The 24,483-nt window shown below is 49.9% G+C and carries 22 protein-coding genes and 2 pseudogenes; 9 read left to right on the forward strand and 15 right to left on the reverse strand.

What is annotated here, in order from left to right; translation table 11 throughout:
• Nucleotides 1-2: 2 nt before the first annotated feature.
• A complete protein-coding gene (gene corA, locus CRO74_RS09165; protein ID WP_097125649.1) occupies nucleotides 3-1,085 on the reverse strand; it encodes a magnesium/cobalt transporter CorA in 1,083 nt (360 codons plus the stop codon).
• A gap of 227 nt (nucleotides 1,086-1,312) precedes the next feature.
• Between corA and CRO74_RS09170 the strand changes: the two genes are divergently transcribed.
• From CRO74_RS09170 to CRO74_RS09180, 3 genes are all read left to right on the forward strand, one after another.
• Nucleotides 1,313-2,461 (forward strand): glycoside hydrolase family 18 protein, encoded by a 1,149-nt coding sequence (locus CRO74_RS09170; protein ID WP_097125650.1) that lies wholly within the window; start codon nucleotides 1,313-1,315, stop codon nucleotides 2,459-2,461.
• Between the two features lie 63 nt (nucleotides 2,462-2,524).
• On the forward strand, nucleotides 2,525-3,451 hold the full coding sequence (locus CRO74_RS09175; protein ID WP_097125651.1) for a heme-dependent oxidative N-demethylase family protein: 927 nt from the start codon (nucleotides 2,525-2,527) through the stop codon (nucleotides 3,449-3,451).
• Between the two features lie 39 nt (nucleotides 3,452-3,490).
• The gene (locus tag CRO74_RS09180) at nucleotides 3,491-4,876 is read left to right on the forward strand and encodes an APC family permease (RefSeq protein WP_097125652.1); all 1,386 of its coding nucleotides are present in this window, start codon (nucleotides 3,491-3,493) and stop codon (nucleotides 4,874-4,876) included.
• Nucleotides 4,877-4,942: 66 nt separating this feature from the next.
• Here CRO74_RS09180 and CRO74_RS09185 read toward each other — a convergent pair whose 3' ends face one another.
• From CRO74_RS09185 to CRO74_RS09205, 5 genes are all read right to left on the reverse strand, one after another.
• The gene (locus tag CRO74_RS09185; protein WP_097125653.1) at nucleotides 4,943-5,626 is read right to left on the reverse strand and encodes a hypothetical protein; all 684 of its coding nucleotides are present in this window, start codon (nucleotides 5,624-5,626) and stop codon (nucleotides 4,943-4,945) included.
• Between the two features lie 307 nt (nucleotides 5,627-5,933).
• Nucleotides 5,934-6,383 (reverse strand): rhodanese-like domain-containing protein, encoded by a 450-nt coding sequence (locus CRO74_RS09190; RefSeq protein ID WP_097125654.1) that lies wholly within the window; start codon nucleotides 6,381-6,383, stop codon nucleotides 5,934-5,936.
• A complete protein-coding gene (locus tag CRO74_RS09195; RefSeq protein ID WP_097125655.1) occupies nucleotides 6,380-7,000 on the reverse strand; it encodes an acyl carrier protein phosphodiesterase in 621 nt (206 codons plus the stop codon). The genes CRO74_RS09190 and CRO74_RS09195 overlap by 4 nt, the downstream gene beginning before the upstream one ends.
• Nucleotides 6,997-7,473 carry a deoxycytidylate deaminase gene (locus tag CRO74_RS09200; protein ID WP_394341889.1) on the reverse strand — a complete coding sequence of 159 codons (477 nt, stop codon included), beginning with the start codon at nucleotides 7,471-7,473 and terminating at the stop codon, nucleotides 6,997-6,999. The genes CRO74_RS09195 and CRO74_RS09200 overlap by 4 nt, the downstream gene beginning before the upstream one ends.
• Before the next feature lie 151 nt (nucleotides 7,474-7,624).
• Entirely contained in the window at nucleotides 7,625-8,740 is a 1,116-nt protein-coding gene (locus tag CRO74_RS09205) for a glycerate kinase (RefSeq protein ID WP_097125657.1), read from the reverse strand.
• Between the two features lie 72 nt (nucleotides 8,741-8,812).
• Between CRO74_RS09205 and CRO74_RS09210 the strand changes: the two genes are divergently transcribed.
• On the forward strand, nucleotides 8,813-9,835 hold the full coding sequence (locus CRO74_RS09210; protein WP_097125658.1) for a Gfo/Idh/MocA family protein: 1,023 nt from the start codon (nucleotides 8,813-8,815) through the stop codon (nucleotides 9,833-9,835).
• 72 nt (nucleotides 9,836-9,907) lie between these two features.
• Here CRO74_RS09210 and CRO74_RS09215 read toward each other — a convergent pair whose 3' ends face one another.
• Both CRO74_RS09215 and CRO74_RS09220 read right to left on the reverse strand, forming a co-directional pair.
• Nucleotides 9,908-11,233 (reverse strand): ABC1 kinase family protein, encoded by a 1,326-nt coding sequence (locus tag CRO74_RS09215; RefSeq protein ID WP_097125659.1) that lies wholly within the window; start codon nucleotides 11,231-11,233, stop codon nucleotides 9,908-9,910.
• A 63-nt stretch (nucleotides 11,234-11,296) separates the two neighbouring features.
• Nucleotides 11,297-11,953, reverse strand: a complete 657-nt coding sequence (locus tag CRO74_RS09220) for a TetR/AcrR family transcriptional regulator (protein ID WP_097125660.1) — start codon at nucleotides 11,951-11,953, stop codon at nucleotides 11,297-11,299.
• 145 nt (nucleotides 11,954-12,098) lie between these two features.
• On the opposite strand from CRO74_RS09220, the gene CRO74_RS09225 reads away from it, so the two are divergent.
• Both CRO74_RS09225 and CRO74_RS09230 read left to right on the forward strand, forming a co-directional pair.
• The gene (locus tag CRO74_RS09225) at nucleotides 12,099-12,623 is read left to right on the forward strand and encodes a DUF4890 domain-containing protein (RefSeq protein ID WP_097126072.1); all 525 of its coding nucleotides are present in this window, start codon (nucleotides 12,099-12,101) and stop codon (nucleotides 12,621-12,623) included.
• Between the two features lie 133 nt (nucleotides 12,624-12,756).
• Nucleotides 12,757-14,202 carry a tetratricopeptide repeat protein gene (locus CRO74_RS09230; RefSeq protein WP_097125661.1) on the forward strand — a complete coding sequence of 482 codons (1,446 nt, stop codon included), beginning with the start codon at nucleotides 12,757-12,759 and terminating at the stop codon, nucleotides 14,200-14,202.
• A gap of 107 nt (nucleotides 14,203-14,309) precedes the next feature.
• On the opposite strand, the gene CRO74_RS09235 is transcribed toward CRO74_RS09230, so the two are convergent.
• From CRO74_RS09235 to CRO74_RS09250, 4 genes are read right to left on the reverse strand one after another with little or no spacing between them, the layout of a single operon-like run.
• Nucleotides 14,310-16,439 carry a ComEC/Rec2 family competence protein gene (locus CRO74_RS09235; protein WP_097125662.1) on the reverse strand — a complete coding sequence of 710 codons (2,130 nt, stop codon included), beginning with the start codon at nucleotides 16,437-16,439 and terminating at the stop codon, nucleotides 14,310-14,312.
• The gene (locus tag CRO74_RS09240; RefSeq protein ID WP_097125663.1) at nucleotides 16,436-16,888 is read right to left on the reverse strand and encodes a GNAT family N-acetyltransferase; all 453 of its coding nucleotides are present in this window, start codon (nucleotides 16,886-16,888) and stop codon (nucleotides 16,436-16,438) included. The genes CRO74_RS09235 and CRO74_RS09240 overlap by 4 nt, the downstream gene beginning before the upstream one ends.
• A gap of 17 nt (nucleotides 16,889-16,905) precedes the next feature.
• Nucleotides 16,906-18,270, reverse strand: coding sequence for a M43 family zinc metalloprotease (locus CRO74_RS09245; protein WP_097126073.1), 1,365 nt, complete (start codon nucleotides 18,268-18,270; stop codon nucleotides 16,906-16,908).
• On the reverse strand, nucleotides 18,251-19,216 hold the full coding sequence (locus tag CRO74_RS09250) for a PhoH family protein (RefSeq protein ID WP_097125664.1): 966 nt from the start codon (nucleotides 19,214-19,216) through the stop codon (nucleotides 18,251-18,253). The genes CRO74_RS09245 and CRO74_RS09250 overlap by 20 nt, the downstream gene beginning before the upstream one ends.
• 359 nt (nucleotides 19,217-19,575) lie before the next feature.
• Here CRO74_RS09250 and dnaB point away from each other — a divergent pair, with 359 nt between their 5' ends.
• Together dnaB and CRO74_RS09265 are read left to right on the forward strand one after the other, a co-directional pair.
• Nucleotides 19,576-21,192, forward strand: coding sequence for a replicative DNA helicase (gene dnaB / locus CRO74_RS09260; protein WP_097125666.1), 1,617 nt, complete (start codon nucleotides 19,576-19,578; stop codon nucleotides 21,190-21,192).
• 126 nt (nucleotides 21,193-21,318) lie between these two features.
• Nucleotides 21,319-22,302, forward strand: a pseudogene (locus CRO74_RS09265) (replicative DNA helicase); the annotation flags it as partial.
• A gap of 71 nt (nucleotides 22,303-22,373) precedes the next feature.
• Here the strand turns inward: CRO74_RS09265 and CRO74_RS09270 are convergent.
• Nucleotides 22,374-23,174, reverse strand: a complete 801-nt coding sequence (locus CRO74_RS09270; RefSeq protein WP_097125668.1) for an LOG family protein — start codon at nucleotides 23,172-23,174, stop codon at nucleotides 22,374-22,376.
• 519 nt (nucleotides 23,175-23,693) lie between these two features.
• Here CRO74_RS09270 and CRO74_RS31265 point away from each other — a divergent pair.
• Nucleotides 23,694-24,065, forward strand: a complete 372-nt coding sequence (locus CRO74_RS31265; RefSeq protein WP_262508214.1) for a two-component regulator propeller domain-containing protein — start codon at nucleotides 23,694-23,696, stop codon at nucleotides 24,063-24,065.
• Between the two features lie 58 nt (nucleotides 24,066-24,123).
• On the opposite strand, the pseudogene CRO74_RS32375 reads toward CRO74_RS31265, so the two are convergent.
• Both CRO74_RS32375 and CRO74_RS32210 read right to left on the reverse strand, forming a co-directional pair.
• Nucleotides 24,124-24,216: pseudogene (locus CRO74_RS32375) on the reverse strand (xanthine dehydrogenase family protein molybdopterin-binding subunit); the annotation flags it as partial.
• A gap of 15 nt (nucleotides 24,217-24,231) precedes the next feature.
• Entirely contained in the window at nucleotides 24,232-24,363 is a 132-nt protein-coding gene (locus CRO74_RS32210; RefSeq protein ID WP_262508210.1) for a hypothetical protein, read from the reverse strand.
• Between the last annotated feature and the right edge of the window lie 120 nt (nucleotides 24,364-24,483).

A 24,483-nucleotide genomic window follows, 5' to 3' on the forward strand; every position in this document is an offset into this window, starting at 1 on the left:
AATCACATCCATCCGCGTCGTTTGAAATAAATGATTTCGCCAAGGGCAATACAACCCATGACCAATAAAGTCCAAAAATAGCCGGTAGGCGACCGTAATTCAGGCATATTATCGAAATTCATGCCGTAAATACCCGCAATGAAGGTTAGGGGAATAAAAATGGCCGACACAATCGTCAGCGTTTTCATGACTGAGTTCATCCGGTTATTTACGATGGAATAATACACATCCATCAAACCGGCAATTAGTTCCCGGTAGGAGTCCAATGTTTCAATGACCTGATTGACATGATCGGATAAGTCCCGCAAATAGGGAATTGTCCCATGCTGGATCATGTCTGATTCGCCCCGGAGCAACGTACCCACAATATCCCGGAGCGGGTTGATTGTCCGACGGATAAATGCAAGTTCCCGTTTAAGCTTGTACAGATTCGACAGCGTCTGCTGGCTGGCCCGTTCTTCGACGATCTCCTCTTCCAGTTCGTCCATTTTTTCACCGATTCGCTCAGTAATCAGTAAATAATGGTCAACCATCACATCCATCAGCGCATACAGCAGATAGTCGGCCCCATTGCGACGGGTTTTTCCCGACGAGGCTTTGATCCGGTCGATCACGGGTTCGAAAATATCGCGGGACCGTTCTTCCTGAAACGATATGAGGTAGTTCTTACCCAGCACCAGACTCACGTGTTCTACATCGAGCTCCTGTCGTTTGCGGCTATGATGCAGGTATTTGAGCGTTATGAATACAACTGTGTCATCGTACAAATCGAGCTTTGGTTTCTGTTCGGTGTTGACCACATCTTCGAGCAGCAGCGGGTGCAGACGATACTGCTGCCCGATAGCCGATATTACGTTGGGTTCGTGAATGCCATCGACATCAACCCAACTCACAAAGGGGGCTTCGGGAGCCGGTATTTTACAGACGCTTAGTTTACTACTATCGTCAATGGAATAGTCCGTGGCGTTGTAATCAATCCGTTTAATTTTTGTGGCGTGTTCGATCTCCTGACCTACGTAGGTGAGTGTACCAGGCGATGTACCAAGCAATTTTTCGGCTGAGCGATTGTGTCGGTGTCTCGACATAAAATACCAGATAGTCCGTCTACCAGACGGGTGTAAGCAGTTGCTGGAGTTAATCGCTAACGCCAACAACTTTTAAAGTCCTGCAAAGATAAACCAACTACACGGCCCGTTGGAGAATGTTCAGAAAATGATGTTTTAGCCGACTCACCCCCTTTTCAAACAGCCTGTCCTCCTTACCTTTGCCCATCAGCTTTTGGGCTGATTCACGACGCTATACTATACTTGCTATGAAGAAATCTCTTTTTATTTCTGTCATTTTAATGGCGCTGCTCGGGCAAAATCTGCTGGCCCAGTCCTCGAAACCGCATTCGTATGTCGTAATCGGTTACGTAACCGGTAACGGCTGGAGCAAAGACCAGATCGAAGCGCAGAAACTGACCCACATCAACTATGCCTTTGGTGTACCCGATGAAAAGGGCGTGATAGCGCCCCTCACGGCCAAAGATGGTGAGAATCTGGCGAAACTCACCTCGCTGCGAGCCAGCAACAAAGACCTTAAAATCTTGCTTTCCATTGGTGGCTGGGGTGGCTGCAAATACTTCTCCGATGCGGCTTTGACGGAGACCTCCCGCCAGAAATTCACGAACAGCGCAGTGGCTGTCCTGAAAAAACACGGGCTCGATGGGATCGATATCGACTGGGAATACCCCGACCAGATTGGCGCGGGCAATATTTACCGCCCCGCCGACAAGAAAAACTTTACCCTTTTCCTGAAATCCCTACGGGATGGCCTCGATAAACAGGGAAATCTGGATAAACGCACCGGCTCGAATCATTACCTGCTCACAGCCGCCACTGGGGGCGACACGGCCTTTGTGAACCATACTGAATTAGGTGAAGCCCAGAAATACCTCGACTATGTCAACATCATGACGTACGACCTGTATCACGGCAACGACAAAGTGACGGGACACCATAGCCCGCTGTTTCAATCGGCCAAAGGCGACCACGCCCGAAACAGCAGCGCCGATGCCGTTGATGGACATATTCGGGCGGGCGTACCGGCCAGCAAAATCGTGTTGGGACTGCCCTTCTACGGACGGGGCTGGTCCGAAACGCTCGACCAGGACAAGGGGCTCTTTCAACCGGCAACAGGCAAACATTATTTTATCAGTTACGATGAGTTGATGGCTAAATACATCAATAAAGAGGGGTATACGCGCTACTGGGATGAGGACGCCAAAGCTCCCTATCTGTGGAATCCAACCTCACGGACGTTTATCTCCTATGCTGACCCGGAATCGTTCATCTATAAAGTCGAGTACGTAAAGTCGAAGAAGCTGGCCGGGGTCATGTTCTGGGAATACATTTACGACCTTCAACAAAAAAGCATCCTGCTAAATACACTGGTGAAGGAATTAAGCAAACCGAAATAGAATAGGTTATCCTTTGACTTTTATAAATAAACCACCTGCTAACCAGCCTTTAACGCAGCACCAATGCTCCCCTACTTTCCATTTGGACAACAGTTTAACGATAAGATGGGTACGCTCTCTTTGTCTGAAAACGAGCCTCTGGTGGAGCTGGACGAGCATTACATAACGGAGACAACCCTAAAAAAACAACTACTCGCCGTACTACCTGCGTACTACTATCAATCGCTGCCGGGATTTGAATTGGCGCAATGGGAGGTACTGGAGGCTATTTTAACGAATCTCAGTCAGTCCGATCCCAGCCGGTTTTCCCTTCGGAAAGAAGGTAGCCGCTGGCATTGGGCGAACAATCGGCTGCATGAACAAACGTCCTTCACCTTTGGTGACGCCGGTTCGCTGGCCATGGAGCCGCTCAATTGGATGGGGCGTCAGGTCCAGGAAGACCTGCTTCTTCTGGCGGGGCCGGAGGCTTCACTGGTAGCCGGGCAGCTTTGTTTTGGCAATGGCTGGTGTCTGGACGAAAAGATTGGGTTGCCGTTCTGGCAAATTCACGCACCCATAACGCCCATCGTTGAGCCGATGATCCGGGCAGCACAGAAACTGATGGAGCGCCTACCCGCTGGCCGTCCGGTCTGGCGATTGAACTGGAGCGTAAAGGTTACCGACCAATTGGACATGACGAGCCGCCACACGCCCGCTTTAGAAAAACTTCTGACCGAACTAGCTCCCGGCTTAACCCGCGACACCATTGGCGAAAACCTGTATGTTCGTATTGAACGGCAGACCCTCACCCGGTTGCCACGTTCGGGGGCTATACTTTTCGGCATTCATACCTACCAGAACCGGCTTTCGGATGAAATCAGCGAACGACCGGATGCTGCCGAACGGCTGGCAAACGTCTTCAAGACGACACCCCAGGCTATGCTCGACTACAAAGGACTGACTCCCTTCATGCCCGCTTTACTTACCTATTTAGCTCGCTACAAGTCCTGAACGTCTGCTAACCGGCCCGAACCAACCACCAAAACGCACATGATAAAACTCGCCCGTTCTCTTGGTCTCCGCTCTGCTATCTTATTGGTCGTGAGCAGCATTATTGGGTCCGGTGTGTTCAAGAAAGTAGCGCCGATGGCTGCCGAACTGGGCTCTCCCCTGCTGGTAATTGGTTGCTGGATTATAGCCGGGCTAATTAGCCTGGCCGGAGCGCTGACCTATGCTGAAATGGCGGGCATGTTTCCACAATCGGGGGGCGAGTACGTTTATTTTAAAAAGGTGTACGGTCGTTTATTTGCCTTTCTGTACGGCTGGGGTGCTTTTACCGTTATGCGAACAGCAACCATAGCCGCTCTGGCGCACGTTTTTGGGCAGTCCCTGATTACGTTTACGGGGGCAGACGGACATTCTGCCGAAGGACTGGTCAAGTGCATTGCCAGCGCACTGATCGTCTTTTTGAGCTTTGTAAATTACCGGGGCGTATCCTTTGCCGAGGGCCTTAGCCGGGGACTTATCTACCTTACTTTCCTGGCTGTGCTCGTTATTGCAGTACTGGGCTTTCAGGCCACAACCGGCCGGATTGACCACATCACCCAGGCCATACCGGATTTTGTACCCAATGAGCAGCATTCCCTGCTTGGCTCACTGGTGATTGCTTCGCTGGGGGCCTTTTGGGGGTACGAAGGCTGGAATCAGATTGGGTATATTGGCGAGGAGATAAAAGATCCGCAGCGAAACTTACCCATCTCCCTGGGTATAGGCACCAGCATCGTTGTCAGTATTTATGTGTTGCTCAATGTGATCTATCTGTACGTTTTGCCCATTGATGCCCTGGCAAAGTTTGCCGATACACCCGATAAAATTGCGGCCGTTGAAGTCGTTCGACAGGCGGCTGGTGGGGCCGGTGCCCTGTTTATTTCGGTCCTGATTCTGGTGACAACCACTAATGCCACCAACGCGTCTATTTTAATGCCCGCCCGCCTTTTTTATGCGATGGCACGGGATGGGTTGTTTTTCAAATCCGTCGCGGTTATTCACCCCCAATTTAAAACGCCATCCATCGCCATCCTGCTACAGGGGGCGTGGTCCATTGTGCTGGTCTGGTCGGGGAGTTTCGATCAGTTGACTGATACGCTGGTTTTCTCCTCGTTTATTTTCTATGGTGCCACGGCGCTGGGAGTTGTCCTGCTCCGGCTCAAACAACCGCAGTTGGAAAGGCCCTATCGGGTTATTGGGTACCCTGTCGTACCGTTGCTTTTTCTAGCCTGCTGTACGCTGCTGGTCTTCATGACCCTCCTAAATCAACCCCGCGAAGCCCTGACCGGCCTTGGCCTGATCGCCACCGGGTTACCGTTCTATTGGTACTGGCAGTCGAAACCACCCATTGCCGAGTCGGACCCGGTTGATGCAGCCGATGTTTATTGAGCACGTCAATAACTCACTCCACCAGCAGGCATTATATACAGTCCTCATTGACTTACTAAGCCAGTCTTATTTACCGATCATTAAACGTAAGCCCACATTAGCCGATGCGAGTTGACCCGTATAGGAGTAGGTCGAGGAATAGCTCGACTCCAGTCGGTTCGGGAAAGTCATGTACGGATGATTTCCACGCTGCCAACCGTAGCGAAGTTTGGCGTCGATACCGAACCTGGGCGTAATAAAGTAGGTAACGCCAGTAAAAACAGCTAGTTCAGATTCGTTTCCGGTTTGCTTTAGATAAACCGACAGTTCACGAATACTAAAGTCAAGTTGCTGATAGGTGTATCGGTAAGAAGCCCCTACATAGGGTTTGACTTTCCCTTTTCCCAGAAACAGTTGCACAAACGGGGCTACTCCAATCTGTTTAGGCGATATCATGGATGAATAGACCCCTGCCTGGCTAATTGTTCCACTGCTGTAGTAGGTCCCATTTCGGGGAGCTAAGCCAACTGGTACTCCAATGCCAAGCAGAAGCGTGTTGGTAGCAAAATAGCCAACACTGGGCACTATTTTTCGTAAATAGTCGTCATCTCCCGGACCGGCCACTTTTTTCAGAAGCGATAGATTATCCGTTTCAATGGCTAAGGTCCAATGCCTAACTGACGTTTTTGCAGCACCCTCATTAACCGATTGCTGCGCATGGACCGAACCGACAACTCCGATAAAAATTAGCAGTAGGAGAAAGTTTTTCATTGCTTTCGTTGATTAGATTCAGGAGTCAGCAAGGTATTACTAAACTTACTCTATCTATCAGGATTAACAATCTTTAACGGATTGCAAAGGCCTCCTTAAACGTCCTTCTCCTAAAAATTCCTTTACCCTAACTAACGTGAATAATGGCCGCGTAGCGAAGGTAGTCAACACCAACAATCCATTATTCAAGTTAAATACTATAACCCGGCCAGAACAAGTGTCAGGAAAAAGCCTGTGGGATGCCTACGAATAAACGCTGACATCCCACAGGCTCTTTCCTGACACTCAATAGCGGTCGTTTAATGACCTATTCTACCGCCGGATACCCTTTATCCAGCCAGTCGGTTTTGAGATTTTTAGCCAGATTAAGAAGTTTGTGGTTTTTGAAACCCAGTTCGTTGAGTTTGGTAAACGCCGGGCGCACGTTGGGACAGTTCTTAAACGGGCAGCACCCGCAGTAAATCACGATTTCCCGATTTTTTGGCTCTTTGCTGAGCAATTTTTCCAGTTTCGCCAGGTTATCGGCTTCACTGCCGGGGCCAACGCCAATGGATGACTTGATCGTAGCAGCCGGTCCAATGCTGATAATGAGCGGCTTGGCAGCACCGGGCGTGTTGATCGTTTCGGCCAGGTCAGCCGGTTCGAGTAACTGGTCGGGACGCCAGGGTTCGGCCTTGTTCCAGGCTGTTTGGGCCATTACGAGGCCAAGGATAATAACAATGCCGAGCAGTGATGAAATAATACGTTTCTGAGTCATGAGAATAGGGTCAATGTAGTACGTACTTGGTGAATATGACTGACTAAGGTGGGCCAAAAATAACTGAAATGCCGGGCAATCCGTTCGTAATAGCGCTCTAAATCCTCAATGGCCGTATCCAGGCCCGATGGAAAAGCTGTTCGGCGGGAGACACCTTTCAGGGAGCGGTCTACCCCGTCTAAGTATTGATAATTGGTCAGCCAATCCTGCCGGATCATGTAATCGGCCATTCGGGCAGCACCCGTTGGCAGGCGAGCCGTATTTTCCTGTAGGGTCTGATAAAAACTGCCGACAAACTCAGGTAGTGATTCGCTGGTGAGCTGCGTAAAATTAATGGCCAGAAAATGGTCGAAAAAGATGTCGACAGCCGCTCCAGCATACTTATGGCAGCGAGGATGGAGCAAATCGCGGACAGCTGCTACCTCAGGATGGGCGTCGGTAAAGGAGTCTATAGCACGGTGAACCCGAACACCCATGATCTCGTCGGCCAGCAGGCTATGCCGTGGACTGGCGGGGTCACCTTTGATAAAATCCCCGATGAAGTTACCGACGAGTAAACCCGTGTACTGATCCGAGGAGCGAGGGCCGGATAGATACCCATGCGCCAGAATATTCATGGCATTGGTTCGGTAATGGGTAAATCAGCCCCGATGCTGGCCCCTGAACTAGTCACGTACCGCTCGACCGTTACCCCAAACCGGCGCAGGAAATCGACGCCCTCGTCGGAAGGGATTCCCTTGTATTCGGCATACGAGTTCAGGAAAACGACGCGGGCGATCTTCATGCTGTAGATAATCCGGGCGCAGGCAATGCAGGGCGATAAGGTCACGTAAATTGTGGATCCTTCAATTTCAGAACCGTTTTTGGCGGCATACAAAATGGCATTCTGCTCGGCATGAAGCGCCAGTGAACAAGACCCTTTCGAATCGCGCGGACAACCAACACCGGGAAATTCCTCGTCGCAGTTGTGCGTTCCCGCCGGAGGGCCATTGTAGCCAATCGAAATGATACGGGTGTCGCGGGTGAGCACTGCTCCTACCTGCGCCTTGATGCAATGCGACCGTTTGGCAAGGTTAACGGCCAGATCCATGAAAATATCATCGAAGCGCGGTTTGGCAGACAGACCGCTGGCAGGCAGATTCGCTCTGACCTCGGTGGTCAAAACGGGGGTATCGGTGGTTGGTAACATTCAGTAAAGATACGGAGCAGACCGGCTTATTGGAACGTATACGAGGCCGATCCTATACCATCAACCGCATTACCTGAGCCGTAGTTCGTTTCAGATAGGCAGCCGCATTAGCCAAGGCATCGTCTAACCCAACCGGACCGGGTACGATGGAAAAGGCGCTGGTCAGTCCCAACTGAGTTAATTCCTCCGGGTCGAGTTGCAGCGAACCACACAAGGCAATGACCGGAATGTGCTGTTCGCTGGCCAGCCGGGTGATGCCCGCAATTAATTTGCCTTGCAGGGTCTGGTGATCGATTCGTCCTTCGCCGGTAAGTATAAGGTCGGCACCGGCCATTTTTTCGGCCAATTTTGTCTGTTGCATCAACAAGTTAACCCCTTCAATCAATTGCCCTTTCAGGAACAAAACAGCTCCGGCACCCAGTCCGCCAGCGGCACCGGCTCCCGGCATCGCGGACAAATCCACCCCGAACTGCTGCTGAATTAAGTCGGCCAGGTGTTTCATACCTGCATCCAGAACCGACAGATCGTCCGGTTTAGCCCCTTTTTGCGGGCCATAGATGTACGTGGCTCCCTGCGGCCCGACGAGTGGGTTGGTCACGTCGCAGGCCACCTCAACAGACCCGGTCCAGGCTGATTCCGGCGGGATAATTTTGGCAATCTGGCTCAAATTACCGCCACATGGCCGGAGTTCATGCCCATTTTCATCCAGAAAACGCCAGCCCAGAGCAGCGGCCATACCCGTACCGGCATCGTTCGTGGCGCTCCCACCAATACCCAACACGATATGCTGAACACCCTGCTTCATAGCCTCCCTTAGTAACTCGCCCGTCCCGAAGGTGTTGGTCTGAAACGGATCGTATTCCGCCATTGTCAACAACCGAAGGCCCGAAGCCTGTGCCATTTCGATAAACGCCGTTGTGCCATCGCCCGAGATGCCATACCCCGCTTCGACCGGCCGCCCGAGGGGGTCCTGAACGGTCAACGTGTGCCAGCTTCCGGCGGTGCCCTCGGTCAGCACCTCGGCAGTGCCCTCTCCCCCGTCGGCCATGGGCACAGAAATTAGTTCGGCGGTGGGCAGTACCAGCCAAATACCGTCGGCCATGGCGGCACAAACGGCCGACGCCGTTAAGGAACCTTTGAATTTATCGGGAGCCAGTAAAATCTTCATGTGGCGTTATTGTGTATCCTCGCTAAGTGAGTAAGTTGGCTGTCGAATTGATTTACTCCTTACCCATTTCCAATGACCCGATTACGAGCAGCCATTATTGGCGGGGGCAATATTGCCGATAAAAACCACATTCCGGCGCTTAAACAACTACCCGAACAGGTCGAGCTGGTGGCTGTTTGCAGCCGCGACCTCACCAAAGCCCGCGCCCTTGCCGATAAACATGGGGTTGAGCAGGCGTTCGACAACACGGATGAGCTATACCGCCAATGCGCACCGGATGTGGTGGTGATCTGTACGCCCAACAACCTGCATTATCCGCAAACGATGGAAGCGCTGGAACATAATTGCCACGTTTTCTGCGAGAAACCACCCGCCATTTCGGGCCAGAATGCCCGCGACATGGCCAGTCTTGCCGCTCAAAAAGGATTGACACTGGCGTACAACTTCCAGTTGCGGCAAACAAGCGAATGGTCGCTACTGACGCGTTGTCAAACCGATGGCCTTTTGGGCGACATTTATCACATAAAAGCCCACTTTCTGCGTCGGCGGGGGATTCCGGGCTGGGGCTATTTCACCAACAAGGCCATGCAGGGCGGTGGTGCGTTGATGGACTTAGGCGTCCACGTGCTCGATCTGGCCCTTTGCGCCCTCGGCTACCCCACCCCCGATCAGGTGCTGGGGAATACGTATGATTTTATTGGAAAATCGGGTGGCAAAGGATTGATGGGCAGTTGGGACCCGCAAACGTTCGAGGTAGAAGATGCCGCTACGGCTTATCTAACTTTCCCGAACAAAGCGTCGATCATGCTCTCGGCGTCGTTTGCGCTGAATACACAAACGGATAAAGACCGGAATCTGGAAATCTTTGGCAGCAAAGGCGGGGTGAAGCTTTTCCCGTTCGCGTTGCATACCGAAGTAGCAGGTGAGTTGGCGGATATTCAGTTTCCCTATCTGGAAGAAGTTGATATACAGCTAAAAAATACGGCCGCTTTTCTGGATGCCTGCCAGGGTAAACCGTCGAATATATGTACAGCCGAGCAAGGCGCTATTTTGCAGGAAATCGTCGAGCGTATTTACCAGTCGGCCGCGAGCTAGCCTTATATAAAATGCAATAGCCCACGATTTAAACCGTGGGCTATAAATGGTCATGCCATTTTTATAAACTGATCAGGCGACTTCTTTTGCCGACCGCAACCACTCGGGTTTGGTCGTTACGATCCGGGCTTTTAGTTCGTTCAGCATGGCGTAGAGTCCGTAATAGGTACGGTTCACGTACAGGCCGTCCTGCGATCCACGGGCTACTTTTGAGTTTTTTAATTCCTGCACATTTGCCAGCCCTTCGGCAAAGGCGTACACTTTGGTAAAGTAGGCATCGTCCCCAAAATCGAACGTATCGACGGCGAACGGCTCTGCCAGCATTCGGGTCATGTCTTTAAACAGGTCGGAGAAGAACTGACGCTCTTTCGGCGAATCGGCATCGGTGATAAACTCCAGATTCTCGAAAATTTCTTCGGTCAGGGTCGCGTCGTCCAGAGTATCGGGGTTCACGAGCCGGAAATAGTTATCGTAGTAAAAATCGGGGATGACTTTCACACAACCGAAGTCGATAACGCCCATGGTGCCGTTGGCGCGCATGAGGAAGTTTCCGGGGTGCGGGTCGGCATGAACCTGCCGCAGCGTGTGTATCTGATAATCATAGAAATCCCACAACGCCTGCCCAATCTGGTCGCGAACATCCTGAGATGGGTTCGTTTTCATGAACTCCTTCAGGTGGAGACCATCGAGCCAGTCCATCGTCAAAATCCGCTTCGACGATAATTCCGGGTAATATTTTGGGAAAATCAGACCCGGAATATGCGCACAAGCTTCCGAAATCTCAATTGACCGCTTCAGTTCAAGTTCGTAATCGGTTTCTTCCAGCAGTTTCGACTCCACCTCGCCCATGTATCGGTCGATATCCCGTTCGTTCAGTTTCAACAACCGAACGGCCAGCGGTTTAGCGATTTTCAGATCGGAGCTAACGGCATCGGCAACGCCGGGATACTGCACTTTTACGGCCAGTTTCTTCCCATCTTTCCAGGCCTGATGCACCTGCCCAATGCTGGCGGCATTCACAGCTTCGACACTAAAGGTATCGAACAGTTGAGCGGGTGTCTTGCCGAAATACGTTTTAAACGTCTTCACCACCAGCGGGCCGGATAAGGGCGGGGCCGAGTATTGAGCCATCGTAAACTTATCGGAATACGCTACCGGCAGCAGTCCCCGGTCCATACTCAGCATCTGCGCCATTTTAAGGGCCGACCCTTTCAGTTCGCTGAGGGCGTCGTAAATATCGGCCGCGTTATCCTGGTGTAGTTCATCTTTCGACAAACTGGGGTCCATCAGCTTTTTACTATAATGCTTGATATAGTTACCGCCAACTTTTACCCCAGCCTTCATAAATTGACTGGCACGCGCAACTTTTCCTGTTGGAACAGATGTCTGGATTTTCATAGGGTTGGGCATAGGGCATAGGGGTAAGGGCAAAGGGTTTTGGCCCGTACCCTATGCTCTTTGCTATTTATTTTGGTACATGAACTTGGCGAAGTCGAATAGGGTATCCAACGGCGACCGGCCGATCAGATCGAAGGTGGTGTTGACGGATTTCTCTATGGCAGAGTCCGTTTTCTCAAAGTTCTTACTCACGTCCCGCACCCAGAAATCAAGCAGATAAAGAGTTTGTCCCCAGAGAGCATTCGGGTAACGGTCCGTAATGAACGGGCGTGGTTCCACCTCTTTACTTTCCCGGCCTTCGGCCAGCAGATCGCGGGCAAAATCGAAGAACTCGTCTTTGAATGCATTCAGCACCGGTGCCTTAGGCGTCATACTTCGGAGGCCCTGTCCTTTGCTTTCAGCTCGCAGACGGCCGTAGCTGTAGACAACGAAACTACGCTGGGCTTTGAGCAACTCAATCCAGGTGTAATAAAACGCCAGGAGTTTCTCCCGAACAGAATAGCTCTGATACGTTTCATCGGCGTCGACAGTTGCTTTGGCGTCGGTGAAGAAAGCGAGCCAGACATCTGCTTCGATGGCGTCGAAAGACGTGTAGTGCGTGTAGAAGTCAGTTTCAGTAAGTTTTAATTTTTTGGCAAACTGAAAGACTGAGGTGGGTTGTTTACCGTTTTCCAATACGTACTCGGTGTACGCTTTGCGGATTTTTTCGAGCATTTCCATACACTCAGACAACGGCAGGTTCAGTAAAAAAGTTTAGTGATTTACTGCATCTGAAAGCCCAATAACTTCCTGTATTTTTGTGGTCAAAACGCTGAATCCCCGAAACGAAAACCAGACGGCATCTAATTTATTTACTGTATCTGTCATGATTAAACTAACATCGCTTTTTTGTAGCCTTTTCCTATTCATCAGTCTCCACGCATTTAGCCAATATGGGGGCTACGGTGGTGGATATGGCGGTTATGGTGGTCGAATGGGCGGCATGAGCCAAAACATGCCCAGCAGCCCACCACGGGCATCGGTACCCAATATCGCCGGTGATATGGCCATGAAAGAAACGAAATGGCTGAAAGAGAACCTGGACCTGAACAAAGACCAGGCAAAGGCGGTCAAACAATTAAATAATGAGTACGCCAGCCAGCAACAGGACGCAATCAAGGACATCATTGGCACGGGTGGTGGCCGACCATCGCCCGAAGCCATTAATCAGGTAAGGGATGTGATGATGATGTTTAACGAAGAAAAAGAAGAGAAACTCAAGCCAATTCTTACCCCCGATCAATGGACGCTGTATCAGTCCAAGAAGGAAGCCATGCAAAAGGAGATTGGCGGCTGGCGGCCAGCAGCGCCCAAAAAAGACTCGTTGAGCAAAGCACCCAACCAACCCTAGAGTCTTTTTTTGTTTAAAAAAACGGCCTATTTAAAGTCTTACAGGCCATAAACTCATTTTCCACTTAGCCCATAAGTCTAATTCCTGACTTATTACGTAAGTGTGGCGACAATCCTTTTTATTCGCCCTGCTTATGAAACGCTTTATTTCTTTCGTCGCATTCGTTGGCTTTGTGTCAACGGTCGGCCTTGCTCAGCCCGCTCAAAATTTAACCCAGGCAATCCGCTACATTAAACTAGCCAGTACGCTCCGGGCAGTCGACAAATCCGACGAGTCGATCAGTTTATTGAAACGCGCACTTCCGGCGGTACGCACCACTAATTTTTACTGGGAAGCGGTTACCAATGAATCCCTCGGCCTTTCTTACAGCGATCTGCGCGATACAACGACGGCCTTGCAGTACCTGGAACGGGCGCGCACACAGTACCTGAAACTAAAATACGTAGCCAGTGCGTGGGGCGTCAATGAAATTGTTCGTAATCTGTCGAACAAGAATCTTTACGCGGGGATTCAGATTGGTACGTCTACGATTAAACTGGCTATTCTCAAAACGAGGTACGAAACGGACTTCTACGAGAAGGACATTAAAACAACGGTCGATATTGCCAGTCCGGCCGTTACCCTCTTTGCCGATGCATCGGCCTCGTACAAACCGGAACAGGATGCGCTAAAAGTATGTCTGGATTCGGTTCAGCGGTACAACATTCCCAACGAGCGGGTATTTATCGTTCTAAGCAACGACGTTCGGGAAGAACTCGCCAAAAATCCATCGAACCGAAAGAAACTGTACGATCAGTTGTCGCGTGTGTTGCCGAACAGCAATCTAAAAATCGATACATCCCTGACAGCCAGCCGGGAAGCCGAGCTATTCACCATCGGGGCCATTCCCCGTAAAGTGTGGCCAACGACCTCGGCATTGGACATTGGCAGCAATAGTACCCTGGGCGGCTACTTTGATCAGGCTACGCCGATGGGTGCCAAAACCTTTCATGGCATCAACGTGCCCGTGGGGATTAACTCACTGGTCGAACAGATCGACAGCAAGCGCGCGCTCAACCTGGATGCGTTCAAACGTGAAGCCCAGCGGGTGGTTAAATCCGTTGCCGATGCTGAACTCTTAAAGCGGGTAAATTCGGAAAGCAAGGGATTACAGCAACGGAGAACCGTTGGCATTGGTGGCGATTTGGTGTGGGCGCTTGTTAGTTATCTGCACCCCGAAAAAGCGGGGGTTACCGCCGTTGCCATCACAATGGATGACATGGAACGATTCAAAAAACTGGCGTTGTCTGACTATCGCGAACTAACCAAACCCGATTTGAGCAACATTGCTAACCCCACCATCCGGGCACAGGCCGAACAGGATATTTCAACTGTTCAGAACTTGCTCAACGAAAAACAAATTGTGGTGGGTGCACTGTGGCTTGAGTCTATCATGAAGGCTTATTCGACAGCATCAACGCCCCGACGTTTCGTATTTGTCCGCAATGCAGATGTTGGCTGGGTAACGGGTAAGTTTCTGGAAACCATCAATTACGAGTACGAATCAACCATTGCCAAAGGGTCGCTGTACACACGGTAATTAGTTATTTGTTGACTAAAATATAGGTGGGTAACTGAAATTTAGCTATTTTCAGTTACCCACCTATATTTGTAAGACGAGAGTTTATTGTAGTTCAGAAAACGGGTTTACTCCATATCAGCGACATAAGCCCCCATCTGCCGCACCGAATAACAGGCGATGCCCAGCTCGTTGGCGTCGGCCAGCAACTTATCCGTAAGGGGCGTTTTGTTCGAATCATCGAAGATAATGTGCCGGGCCACTACCCGCCCATCAAGCTGATTCCATGTACGCAGGGCGTTCCGGCGGATAATAAGGTAATCAACGACAGCCGGTAATTTCCAGTGACTCGCCCCACCTAACTGATTGACCAACAGAACGGTTTTACCGCGCCAGACCCACAACGTATACGCCCTTGTCTGATAACAGGCAAGATGGTTCGGTATCGTGTCGGCTACGCTCTTGGTTTGACTGGCCCGAATGGTCGTTAACTCCGATACGCCCCATTGCCCAAAGGTATTTTTCAGGTAAAAGTCGAAGGAACGGGTATCGGTCGCTTCCAAATCGGTTAGTATCGTGCTCTGATGTCCGTGAGTGAGACTGACCGCCGTACGATGCGGCAGAAAATGCACCGCCAGCCGTTGCTGATTGGCCTGCTCGAAATCGTCCCATATGGTTAGACCAGCAACGAATAGGGCCGCCAGGCTGGTTGCCCACAAATAGGCTCTGTTTCGCGTGATCAATAACGCTGCGCCACAGAAGATCACGACATAGATCAACACCATAGCCAGTTGGCTGATCCAGAGTCCATCCCAGGCGGCACCGGGCAGCGCACCCGTTTGCATAACGGCGTAATTGAGCAACCAGGCTGTTTTCTCCAACAACCAGCCCAACAGGTCATTTAGGTAAGGCACCCAGCTAAAGGCTAATGTTGTCATGGCCAGCGGCAACAGAATGTTCGACATGACAATCACAATCGGGTTGGCCAGCAGGAAATACGTGGGAAACTGATGAAAATAGAAAACGCCCAGCGGAAAGGTAATCAACTGCGCAACCAGCGCAACAGCCGTCAACTCCCAAATTTTATCTGCCAGTTTATACCGAAACGTGATCGACTGATAAAGCGGAGACTGCCATGCGCCGATACCCCCGACGGCCAGATACGACAACTGAAACCCCGCTGAAAACAAGGCGTACGGATCGAAACACAGGATAAAAAAGGCCGAAGCTGCCAATGAGTTAATAAACTGTTGCTGACGACCGGATGCATTCGCCACAATAAGCAACGTAAACATAGCCGCCGAGCGCAACACCGGGGGCGAAAACCCTGTGACTAAGGCGTAGAACCATAAAATGAGTAATTGCAAAAAAGCCATCAGGAGTTTACCCCGAGGACGTTTAATCAAAAAACTGAGCAGAAACGTTAACACAAGGAACAGAATGCCCACATGAAGCCCTGATACCGACAGCACATGTACGGCCCCTGCTGCGGCATAAGCCCGGTACAACTCCGTATCCAGATCATCTCTTACGCCTAAAATCATGGCGTTGACAATCCCGTATTCAGCCCGATTACTAACCTGATGGGTGAAAACACGATCGGCCCAGCGGTTCACGCGGGTGGCGATGCCTGTAATTCGGCTGGGGGGATCAACCGAGAGTACCGTTCGCTCGTAAGGCCTCAGGTACTGCTGATGGTAAATGTTCCGGTAGCTGAGGTATTGCTTATAGTCGAACTCACCGGGATTCAGGGGCGGATCAATTGGCCGGGGCGACCCCGTCACCAGCCAGACCTCCCCGTAATGCGGCATCGACTGGCCTGCCTTATCCAGATACACGATAACCCGACCACTAAGCGGTTGCCACTTCTCCCCTGCCTGGCTCGTCCATTTTCCCCGACGAACGGCCAGCTCCACCCGAAATGTTTTGGCCCGTTCTTCTGGCTGAGCCGCTATCACCCCTTCGTAGGCACGAAGCGTATCGGTGAGGTGGACCAGGTTATCGGATTGATTTCTGGCCGTATGCTGATAAGAAATGCCCCAGCCCAACGCCATCAAAAGCAACAAACCGCCAAGGCCGGATGCTATCTGAATCGGCTTGACGAGTTTGCCCCTCGTTTGACGAACGCCCCAAAGAAGCATCCCAAGTCCCAGCAGCAGCGCCACCTGCGGAACAAGGATCCAGTCGGGATGGTATACGTACAGGACAATCCCACCGATCAGCGCGGCCGCGTAACGAACAAACGGGTTCCCTTTCATTCTCTGTTGAACGCAGAGCCGGGCAGTACCATTTTATAGTGCTGGATGCCCGCTTCCTCAAACATCGGCCCCACGGCAACAAAGCCAAAACCTGCATACAGCGGCATAGCAGTTACCTGCGCATGTAGGTAAATCCGTTCAATGGGTTCGGGTTGTTGATTAAACACATCTTCCAGAACCGTTTTAACCAATGCTTTACCAACGCCCTTCCCGCGAAAAGCGGCTAAAACAGCGAATCGTTCCAACTTAACACCGTTAGATGTCCGTCGCCAGCGGGCGGTACCGCAGGGAGTATCATCGAATCGGGCCAGAAAATGGGTACTTGTGTCTTCGAACTCATCGTATTCTTCACGAGCCGAAACATGCTGTTCGTCAACAAAAACCTGTCGGCGAATGGCAAAAGCCGATTCCAGGTCCGACGGGTTTGAAATAGGTAAAACACGAATCATAAGGTGGATTTTTATGGTTACTGAACCAGCAGGCGCTTACTAACCATCTCACTGCCAGTTTTCACCCGCACAATATACACACCGGTTGCCAATCCAGCTACGGGCACACTAACCCGCGTGCTGGGCGAATTGGTATAGGTATAGCTTCTCAACTGTCGACCGGCAGCATCGAACAAATCGACGGTAAAGGTTTGAGATCCTTTTAGCTGCACATCAATGGAAGACTCTGTCGTGGTAATTGGGTTTGGCCAAACACTTATTGTAAGCGCATCGGTTTCGGTGAGTGGCGAAAGAACCGACTTAAGAAGCTGTGCCCTGCGTGGACTGAGCGTCATGACCAGCCGCATTCGGGCTACCTGACCTTCTGTAAACATATTCATACAGGCATCGGGCCAGTAGTTCATGTAGTTTTCGATCAGGTCACGCGTTTGTACGCCATTAACGCAATTGGAGTAGGTTTGCTGGCAATCTAACAAAACAAAAGGATTGGATCGATCTTCAGTGGGTGGGGTATCGGCCACATAATCATCCCCACAGTCGGTATCTCCCCAGGTGTGGATCAGTCCTAGCCAATGTCCTATTTCGTGCGTTGCCGTACGTCCCAATGCATACAGGGAAGCGCTATTTACCGTTCCAATCCGCTTCCCAAAATACCGATAGTCAATAATTGTACCATCCGTCAATTCATTGGAACTGGCAGGTAGTCCTTTGAGCGTGTCAGCTGCAGAAGGGAATTGGGTATAGCCAATATAAGTATCTACGGTAGTTACCCAGATATTTAGATACCGGTTACTGGGCCAGTAAGCAATCTGAGAAAGCAAGAGATCGTCATTAAATGCGTCAAATGATGACTTCTGTGGATAATAATGTCGGGTAATACCGCTGGACGGATTACCACTGGGGTCGGCCGTAGCGAGGTAGAACTCAATACGCGCATCGGCCCCAATAGCACTGGTATTGAACCCATTAGTCCCCTCCTTACGTCGATAGTCTTCGTTGAGTACCTGAATTTGAGATCGTATCTGCTCGTCCGAAATATTACCATTATTGGCTCCGCCAATAGTTTGAGCCGCATTGTTATGAACCACGTGAACAACCACCGGAATTCGATACACCGTTTCATCAACAGCTTGCCGAAGCGACTTGCCACCAATTTGCGCTTTCTGAACCAGTTGATTCAACTCATTAATTTGCCGTAGTCGATTGGGATTTCGCTGTTGCAGAATCCGTTCGTGTTCAACGACTCCGCACCGGTTGAGTAGTGTTTCATTGGTGGTCTGCGACCAGGCAAAAGAGGTTAGCAAACACAAAAACGAACCGGCCAGCCAATGCCAGCCGGTTCGTTCACGCTTAATCAGGTTGTTATTGACCTGCTTTATCATACGCCGTAATAATTTCACGAACGAGCCGATGGCGAACGACATCCCGCCCATCAAGCTCAACAAAGGCAATGCCTTTGATGTTTTTTAAAATCTCGACAGATTCGACCAAACCCGATTTTTGCTTGTTCGGTAAGTCGATCTGCGACCGGTCGCCGGTAATGATTGCTTTTGAGGTTGGCCCCATCCGTGTTAAAAACATTTTCATCTGCATAGACGTCGTATTCTGCGCTTCATCGAGTAGGATAAAGGCATTATTCAACGTACGTCCACGCATATAGGCCAACGGTGCAATTTCAATGATTCGGTTCTCGGTATAGAATTTCAGTTTTTCGGCCGGAATCATGTCATCGAGTGCATCGTAGATTGGGCGCAGGTACGGGTCGATCTTTTCTTTCAGATCGCCCGGCAGAAACCCAAGGTTCTCTCCGGCTTCAACGGCCGGACGCGTGATAATGATCTTCTTAACCTCCTTATTTTTCAATGCCCGCACGGCAATAGCCACGGCTGTGTAGGTTTTTCCGGTACCGGCCGGACCTACGGCAAACACCAGATCGTGTTTTTCGGCGGCTTCGACCAGGCGTTTCTGGTTATCCGTTTTTGCCCGTACCACAACACCCCGCGTTCCATACACCAGCACTTCATCATCATCGGGCGGAACGGGGGGAACGATCCCCGAGCCATTTGTGGGCTGACCACTGTGGCTGATGTAGTTCTGTATATTTTCGTGCGTGATTTTACCGTACTTCTGGTAGTGTTCCATCAGCGAGTCCAGAATATCGCTGATGCGGCTTATTTCCGGAGTTGTACCTTTAATCCGGATCTCGTTGCCACGCGAGATAATTTTGCTCATGGGAAACGCAGCCGCCACTTCTTTGATATTGTGGTTCTCTACGCCCAGAAAGTCGATGAGCGATACATTGTCGAGGGTGATGACTTTTTCGACCAAACGATGAATAACGTTAAAGTGTGATTTCGAAAGTAAGCGTTTTCTTTTCGTCTACAACACGTTTCATCGAAAATTTATTCACCTGAGCCTGTTTCTTATTCGCTGGCAATTTTTTGAATAAATCGGGCATTTTATGTGAAACAATAGTTATCTTGCTGATGTACAGACCTCTGCCCGTTATCAGTATCATGTACGTAAGCCAGCCCCACATTCGTTGCTTAAATTCTTCGGTTTTTTTTTCAGCCGGTAGCATCAACATTACCAGAATGTTACGAACATTTTGGTATCTGGTTAGCCTATACGTTGTTCATGCTGGGCTTGCCTTATGGGGAGAAGATTGCGTAAACTTGCATTAACAGATGGAGAATAACGCCCGCCCCAATCAACACCTTCGTAAACCCTCGGCTTTCGCCGGAGGTCGTCAGCAAGCCGGAAATCATTGGCTCGATACAGGCCTTGGAAAGCTGCCTCCCCAGGCGCTGGACCTGGAAGAAGCCGTACTGGGTGCGCTCATGATCGAAAAAGACGCTCTTTCGTCTGTTGTCGATATCCTTAAACCCGAAACGTTTTATAAAGAAGCTCACCAACGGATTTATCAGGCGATCCTGACCCTGTTCGGCAACTCCGATCCCATTGACCTTCTGACCGTTACGCAGCAACTACGCAAAACGGGAGAGATTGAACTGGTAGGTGGGGGCGGTTTTGTATCCGAACTGACATTCCGGGTCAACTCGGCGGCTAACATCGAATACCACGCACGGATTGTGTCGGAGCAGGCCCTGAAACGGGCACTGATTGCCATGTCGTCAACGATTCTGCGCGATGCCTACGAGGATACGACCGACGTATTTGAACTCCTCGACCGTACGGAACAGTCGCTCTTCAAGATTTCGGAATCGAACATCAAGAAGAACTATGCAGATATGAGCACCATCGTTCGGATGGCGCTTAACGAACTTGAAACCAAGAAAAATCAGGAAGGCTTAACGGGTGTCCCCTCCGGATTTACGAATCTGGACCGCGTTACGTCGGGCTGGCAACCAACCGAATTGATCATTCTGGCCGCCAGGCCAGCCATGGGAAAAACTGCATTTGTGGTGAGTGCCCTCCGGAATGCCGCCGTCGACCACGGAAAACCCGTCGCCATTTTCTCGCTGGAGATGTCGGCCGTTCAGCTGGTCAATCGTCTGATCTCGGCCGAAGCGGAAATTGACGCGGAGAAAATCAGGAAAGGTACGCTGGCCCCGCACGAATGGACACAGTTACACCACAAAATCCAGCGGCTCACCGAAGCGCCCATTTTTATTGACGATACCCCTGCCCTATCCATCCTGGAATTGCGGGCCAAATGCCGACGATTAAAAGCTCAGCACGATATTCAGATGGTCGTGATTGACTACCTGCAGCTGATGTCCGGTGATACCTCCGCCGGACGGGGTGGTAACCGTGAACAGGAAATTGCGTCGATCTCACGTGCCCTTAAGAACTTAGCCAAGGAGTTGAACGTACCGGTCATCGCGCTTTCGCAGTTGAGCCGGGCCGTGGAAACACGCGGTGGCGACAAAAAGCCACAGCTGTCCGACCTTCGTGAATCAGGATCTATTGAGCAGGATGCAGACATGGTTTGCTTCCTCTACCGCCCGGAATATTATAACATCACGGCCGATGAAAACGGTAACTCAACGGCGGGTATTGGCGAGGTGATTATAGCCAAAAACCGAAGCGGCTCGCTCGACACGATCCAACTTCGGTTTATCAATAAGTTCACGAAATTCTGCGATCTCGATTCGTACTTCACACCGCTTCCCGGTGGGCAATCAGGTGGAGAGCTTGGACCGGGGAATTTTGATAATAATATAAATGGTCTGAGTAGTTTTGATATTCCACAACCTGCCCCTGGCAGCGTCTTCAAGAGTAAAGCCAACAATATGACTAATTTTGGTCATACCGACCCAAGCCAAGAAACGCCATTTTAAAGTAGCTTTCTTCTCTTAGTAAGTCTTATATCTACTTAATTTATTTTCATAGCAATGAATAGTGTGTCTTACAATTCCGATTCGTCACAAATTGACTCTGCTATTCCAAGCTTAGAAATTATTTTAAATTATGCGTTGACAGAGTTGCAGATTAAAAAAGATATGGGTGGTTTAACTGGTATACCCTCAGGATTTATTGCGTTAGACAGGATTACTGCTGGGTGGCAAAGACCGCAGTTAATCATACTAGCTTCTCGACCAGCTATGGGTAAAACCTCTTTTATTTTATCAGCCCTGCGTAATGCGGCTGTTGATCACGGGGAGCCAGTAGCGATTTTCTCATTGGAAATGACTTCAGTGCAGTTAGTAAACCGACTTATCTCAGCTGAAGCGGAGATTGATGCAGAAAAAATCAAGAAAGGAGCGCTGGCCCCGCATGAATGGACGCAATTAAGCCACAAAGTTCAGCGACTTACCGATGCTCCCATTTTTATTGACGATACTACTGATTTAAATATTGAACAATTAAGAGAAAAGTGCCTACGATTAATTGAGGAGCATGGTGTGAAACTGATTGCTATAGATTATCTACAGCTTATGCTGCCCATTAATATAAAAGGATCATATAGTGAATATGAAGAGTTATCAAAACTTACTAGAGGTTTGAAAAAGCTCTCTAAAGAACTTAACATATCTATAATCGCACTTTCTCAACTGAGTCGTTCTGTCGAGACACGAATAGGTGATAAAAAACCATCCCTATCAGATTTACGAGGCTCAGGTACTATTGAGGACGATTCAGATATGGTTATGTTCCTTTATAGACCTGAATATTATAATATTACAGCCGACGAAAACGGCAATTCAACAGCGGGGCTTGGCGAAGTGATAATTGCTAAAAACCGTTACGGTACTCTTGACACTATCCAACTCCGGTTCATCAACAAGTTCACGAAATTCTGCGATCTCGATTCGTATTTCACACCCGAAGTTAACGGTTTGAGCAGCTTCGACAGCCCACAACCATCAGCGGGTAGCGTCTTTAAAAGCAAGGCCAAAATAATATCGAACTTCGGCAACGCTGATCCCAGCCAGGAAACCCCATTTTAAGTAACGCCGGGCCTCTGGCCGGGGAGTGGAAGTTCAAATTATTCACTTCCCGGCCGGAGGCCTGGTACTACTCAGAAGTTAGGCTTCAGCAAATATTTGTTGTAGAACTCATCAATCACTTTGACGGCTTCGGTTGGTGTGTCAACTATACTGATGAGTTTCATATCTTCCGGATTGATGTTATGCTGCTCGCCCAGCATCACATCCGTAATCCAGTCAATTAGTCCCTGCCAATAGGTTTTACCAACCAGTACTATCGGGAAACGGGCAATCTTGCGGGTCTGGATAAGCGTCAACGCTTCAAACAATTCGTCAAGCGTACCGAGTCCGCCGGGCATTACAACGAATCCCTGCGCGTATTTGACGAACATCACTTTTCGGACAAAGAAGAAATCGAAGTTAATGCTCTTATCGGGGTCGATGTAAATATTGCTATGCTGTTCAAACGGCAGTTTGATATTCAGACCAACTGATTTTCCTCCCTGTTCGAAGGCTCCTTTATTACCAGCCTCCATAATACCGGGTCCACCACCCGTAATGACACCGTAGCCATGCCGTACCAGCTTGGCGGCAATTTCTTCGGTCATTGTGTAATACGGACTATCAGGTTTAGTCCGGGCAGAGCCGAAAATAGACACGCAGGGGCCAATCTTGGCGAGCTTATCAAACCCCTCAACAAATTCGGCCATCACTTTAAAAATGACCCATGAATCGGCGGTTTTAATTTCATTCCAGTCGTGGTCCTGAAACGCATCTTTGATGCGCTGTTCGTCGGGGGTCAGGAGTAACTCGTCGCGCTTGGGTAAATCATTGGCAATGCGTTCGGTACTCTGCGTTTCAGAGCGATGAACATTTTCTTTAGTTTCTTCCATGTATAATCGAATAAAAGCAGTGGGCGCGAAACGTACTCACTTATGATGTAACGAAATCCTTCTCCAACAGGTGCAAAAACTAAGTTATCAGCCAGTCAACAAAAGTCAAGATCGGAGAAGGTTTTTATTAACTACGGAGTAAGCAAAAACGTTTCATCAGGTTATTTAATCTATTCTACGCCTTTCCGGAGCGAATCCGTCTCTAACAGAGCCTCTGGTACAGTGCTTACTATCGTCTTGCCATGACCTAATGCCAACCAGAGCTGTTATCGAATAACTGCTTTCGAACACCTAACTATTTTTTTCGACATGGGTTGGTTAACTAAAACCAGTTCGATGTTAGTGCCTATTTGAACCCGGCAATAACCCGCGGTTTAGTCGCACGGGAGCCAGCAGATTCGTTTGAAAAGATGACTTCCAATCCTCATCAGACAGCGCGGTAAACCCGCCACCCAGCGTTTCTGAACCACCTATGTTATCTTTGTTTATGACGGCAAAACGTTCACCAATACAACGTATATCGGCCAACCTTTTACAGATGTTCGTGCGATAATCGAAGATAAAACGGGTACTATCTGGCTGGGTGGCACGAATGGCCTTTGGCGCTATGACGGAATCACCTTCACCAACGTCACCCGGAATTTTGTTGGGTATATCTACGAAGATAAAAAAGGCAATATCTGGACTAGTTCAGAAACTGCACGGGGTTGGGTACTTTCTCGCTATGAGGCCAACACCTTGTCCAATAAAACACCAACGGTAACCGAGCTAAATCCCAAAGAAGGCAGGATGCTTTTGGGGATTTTAGAAGCTAATGATGGTAGTATCTGGTTCGGGGCTGATGGGGTATATCGGTATGATGGGAGTCGTATTACTGACTTTAAGAAGTAAAAAACGTGTGTATAGCCACTTCAAAAACCGCTCGATTTAAGTGACGATAGCCGATTTCTCAGATCAGCTTGTCGGGCGTAATCGGCAGTTCGCGGATGCGCTTGCCCGTGGCGTGATAAACCGCATTGGCCACCGCTGCGGCAAAATCGACCATGTTAATTTCGCCCTAGGTAATACGAGTTGACTGGCCTTTTCGGATAATTGACCCATTCCCGAACGTTAGATCGTCTAACCGGGCGCGGTACAAAGCCGATCCTTCTTTGTTGATCGCCAGTTCGGCCAGCTTTTTGCCGACCATCGACCCGACTTAGCGGATCGCCAATTTGTACCTTGCCAGGAGCGAATTCGTTTGTATCCATCACTTACACCAGGCCAGCGGCCGTTTTGATCGAGCGCACACTTACCCCTTATTAGGTCT

It is taken from the genome of Spirosoma fluviale, from assembly GCF_900230225.1.
In the GTDB taxonomy this organism is placed as follows: domain Bacteria; phylum Bacteroidota; class Bacteroidia; order Cytophagales; family Spirosomataceae; genus Spirosoma; species Spirosoma fluviale.

Coding starts and splice junctions, on each gene's coding strand:
- corA (WP_097125649.1), bottom strand. CDS start 1,085: ATGTCGAGACACCGACACAATCGCTCAGCCGAAAAATTGCTTGGTACA.
- CRO74_RS09170 (WP_097125650.1), top strand. CDS start 1,313: ATGAAGAAATCTCTTTTTATTTCTGTCATTTTAATGGCGCTGCTCGGG.
- CRO74_RS09175 (WP_097125651.1), top strand. CDS start 2,525: ATGCTCCCCTACTTTCCATTTGGACAACAGTTTAACGATAAGATGGGT.
- CRO74_RS09180 (WP_097125652.1), top strand. CDS start 3,491: ATGATAAAACTCGCCCGTTCTCTTGGTCTCCGCTCTGCTATCTTATTG.
- CRO74_RS09185 (WP_097125653.1), bottom strand. CDS start 5,626: ATGAAAAACTTTCTCCTACTGCTAATTTTTATCGGAGTTGTCGGTTCG.
- CRO74_RS09190 (WP_097125654.1), bottom strand. CDS start 6,383: ATGACTCAGAAACGTATTATTTCATCACTGCTCGGCATTGTTATTATC.
- CRO74_RS09195 (WP_097125655.1), bottom strand. CDS start 7,000: ATGAATATTCTGGCGCATGGGTATCTATCCGGCCCTCGCTCCTCGGAT.
- CRO74_RS09200 (WP_394341889.1), bottom strand. CDS start 7,473: ATGGATCTGGCCGTTAACCTTGCCAAACGGTCGCATTGCATCAAGGCG.
- CRO74_RS09205 (WP_097125657.1), bottom strand. CDS start 8,740: ATGAAGATTTTACTGGCTCCCGATAAATTCAAAGGTTCCTTAACGGCG.
- CRO74_RS09210 (WP_097125658.1), top strand. CDS start 8,813: ATGACCCGATTACGAGCAGCCATTATTGGCGGGGGCAATATTGCCGAT.
- CRO74_RS09215 (WP_097125659.1), bottom strand. CDS start 11,233: ATGAAAATCCAGACATCTGTTCCAACAGGAAAAGTTGCGCGTGCCAGT.
- CRO74_RS09220 (WP_097125660.1), bottom strand. CDS start 11,953: ATGGAAATGCTCGAAAAAATCCGCAAAGCGTACACCGAGTACGTATTG.
- CRO74_RS09225 (WP_097126072.1), top strand. CDS start 12,099: ATGATTAAACTAACATCGCTTTTTTGTAGCCTTTTCCTATTCATCAGT.
- CRO74_RS09230 (WP_097125661.1), top strand. CDS start 12,757: ATGAAACGCTTTATTTCTTTCGTCGCATTCGTTGGCTTTGTGTCAACG.
- CRO74_RS09235 (WP_097125662.1), bottom strand. CDS start 16,439: ATGAAAGGGAACCCGTTTGTTCGTTACGCGGCCGCGCTGATCGGTGGG.
- CRO74_RS09240 (WP_097125663.1), bottom strand. CDS start 16,888: ATGATTCGTGTTTTACCTATTTCAAACCCGTCGGACCTGGAATCGGCT.
- CRO74_RS09245 (WP_097126073.1), bottom strand. CDS start 18,270: ATGATAAAGCAGGTCAATAACAACCTGATTAAGCGTGAACGAACCGGC.
- dnaB (WP_097125666.1), top strand. CDS start 19,576: ATGGAGAATAACGCCCGCCCCAATCAACACCTTCGTAAACCCTCGGCT.
- CRO74_RS09270 (WP_097125668.1), bottom strand. CDS start 23,174: ATGGAAGAAACTAAAGAAAATGTTCATCGCTCTGAAACGCAGAGTACC.
- CRO74_RS32210 (WP_262508210.1), bottom strand. CDS start 24,363: ATGGTCGGCAAAAAGCTGGCCGAACTGGCGATCAACAAAGAAGGATCG.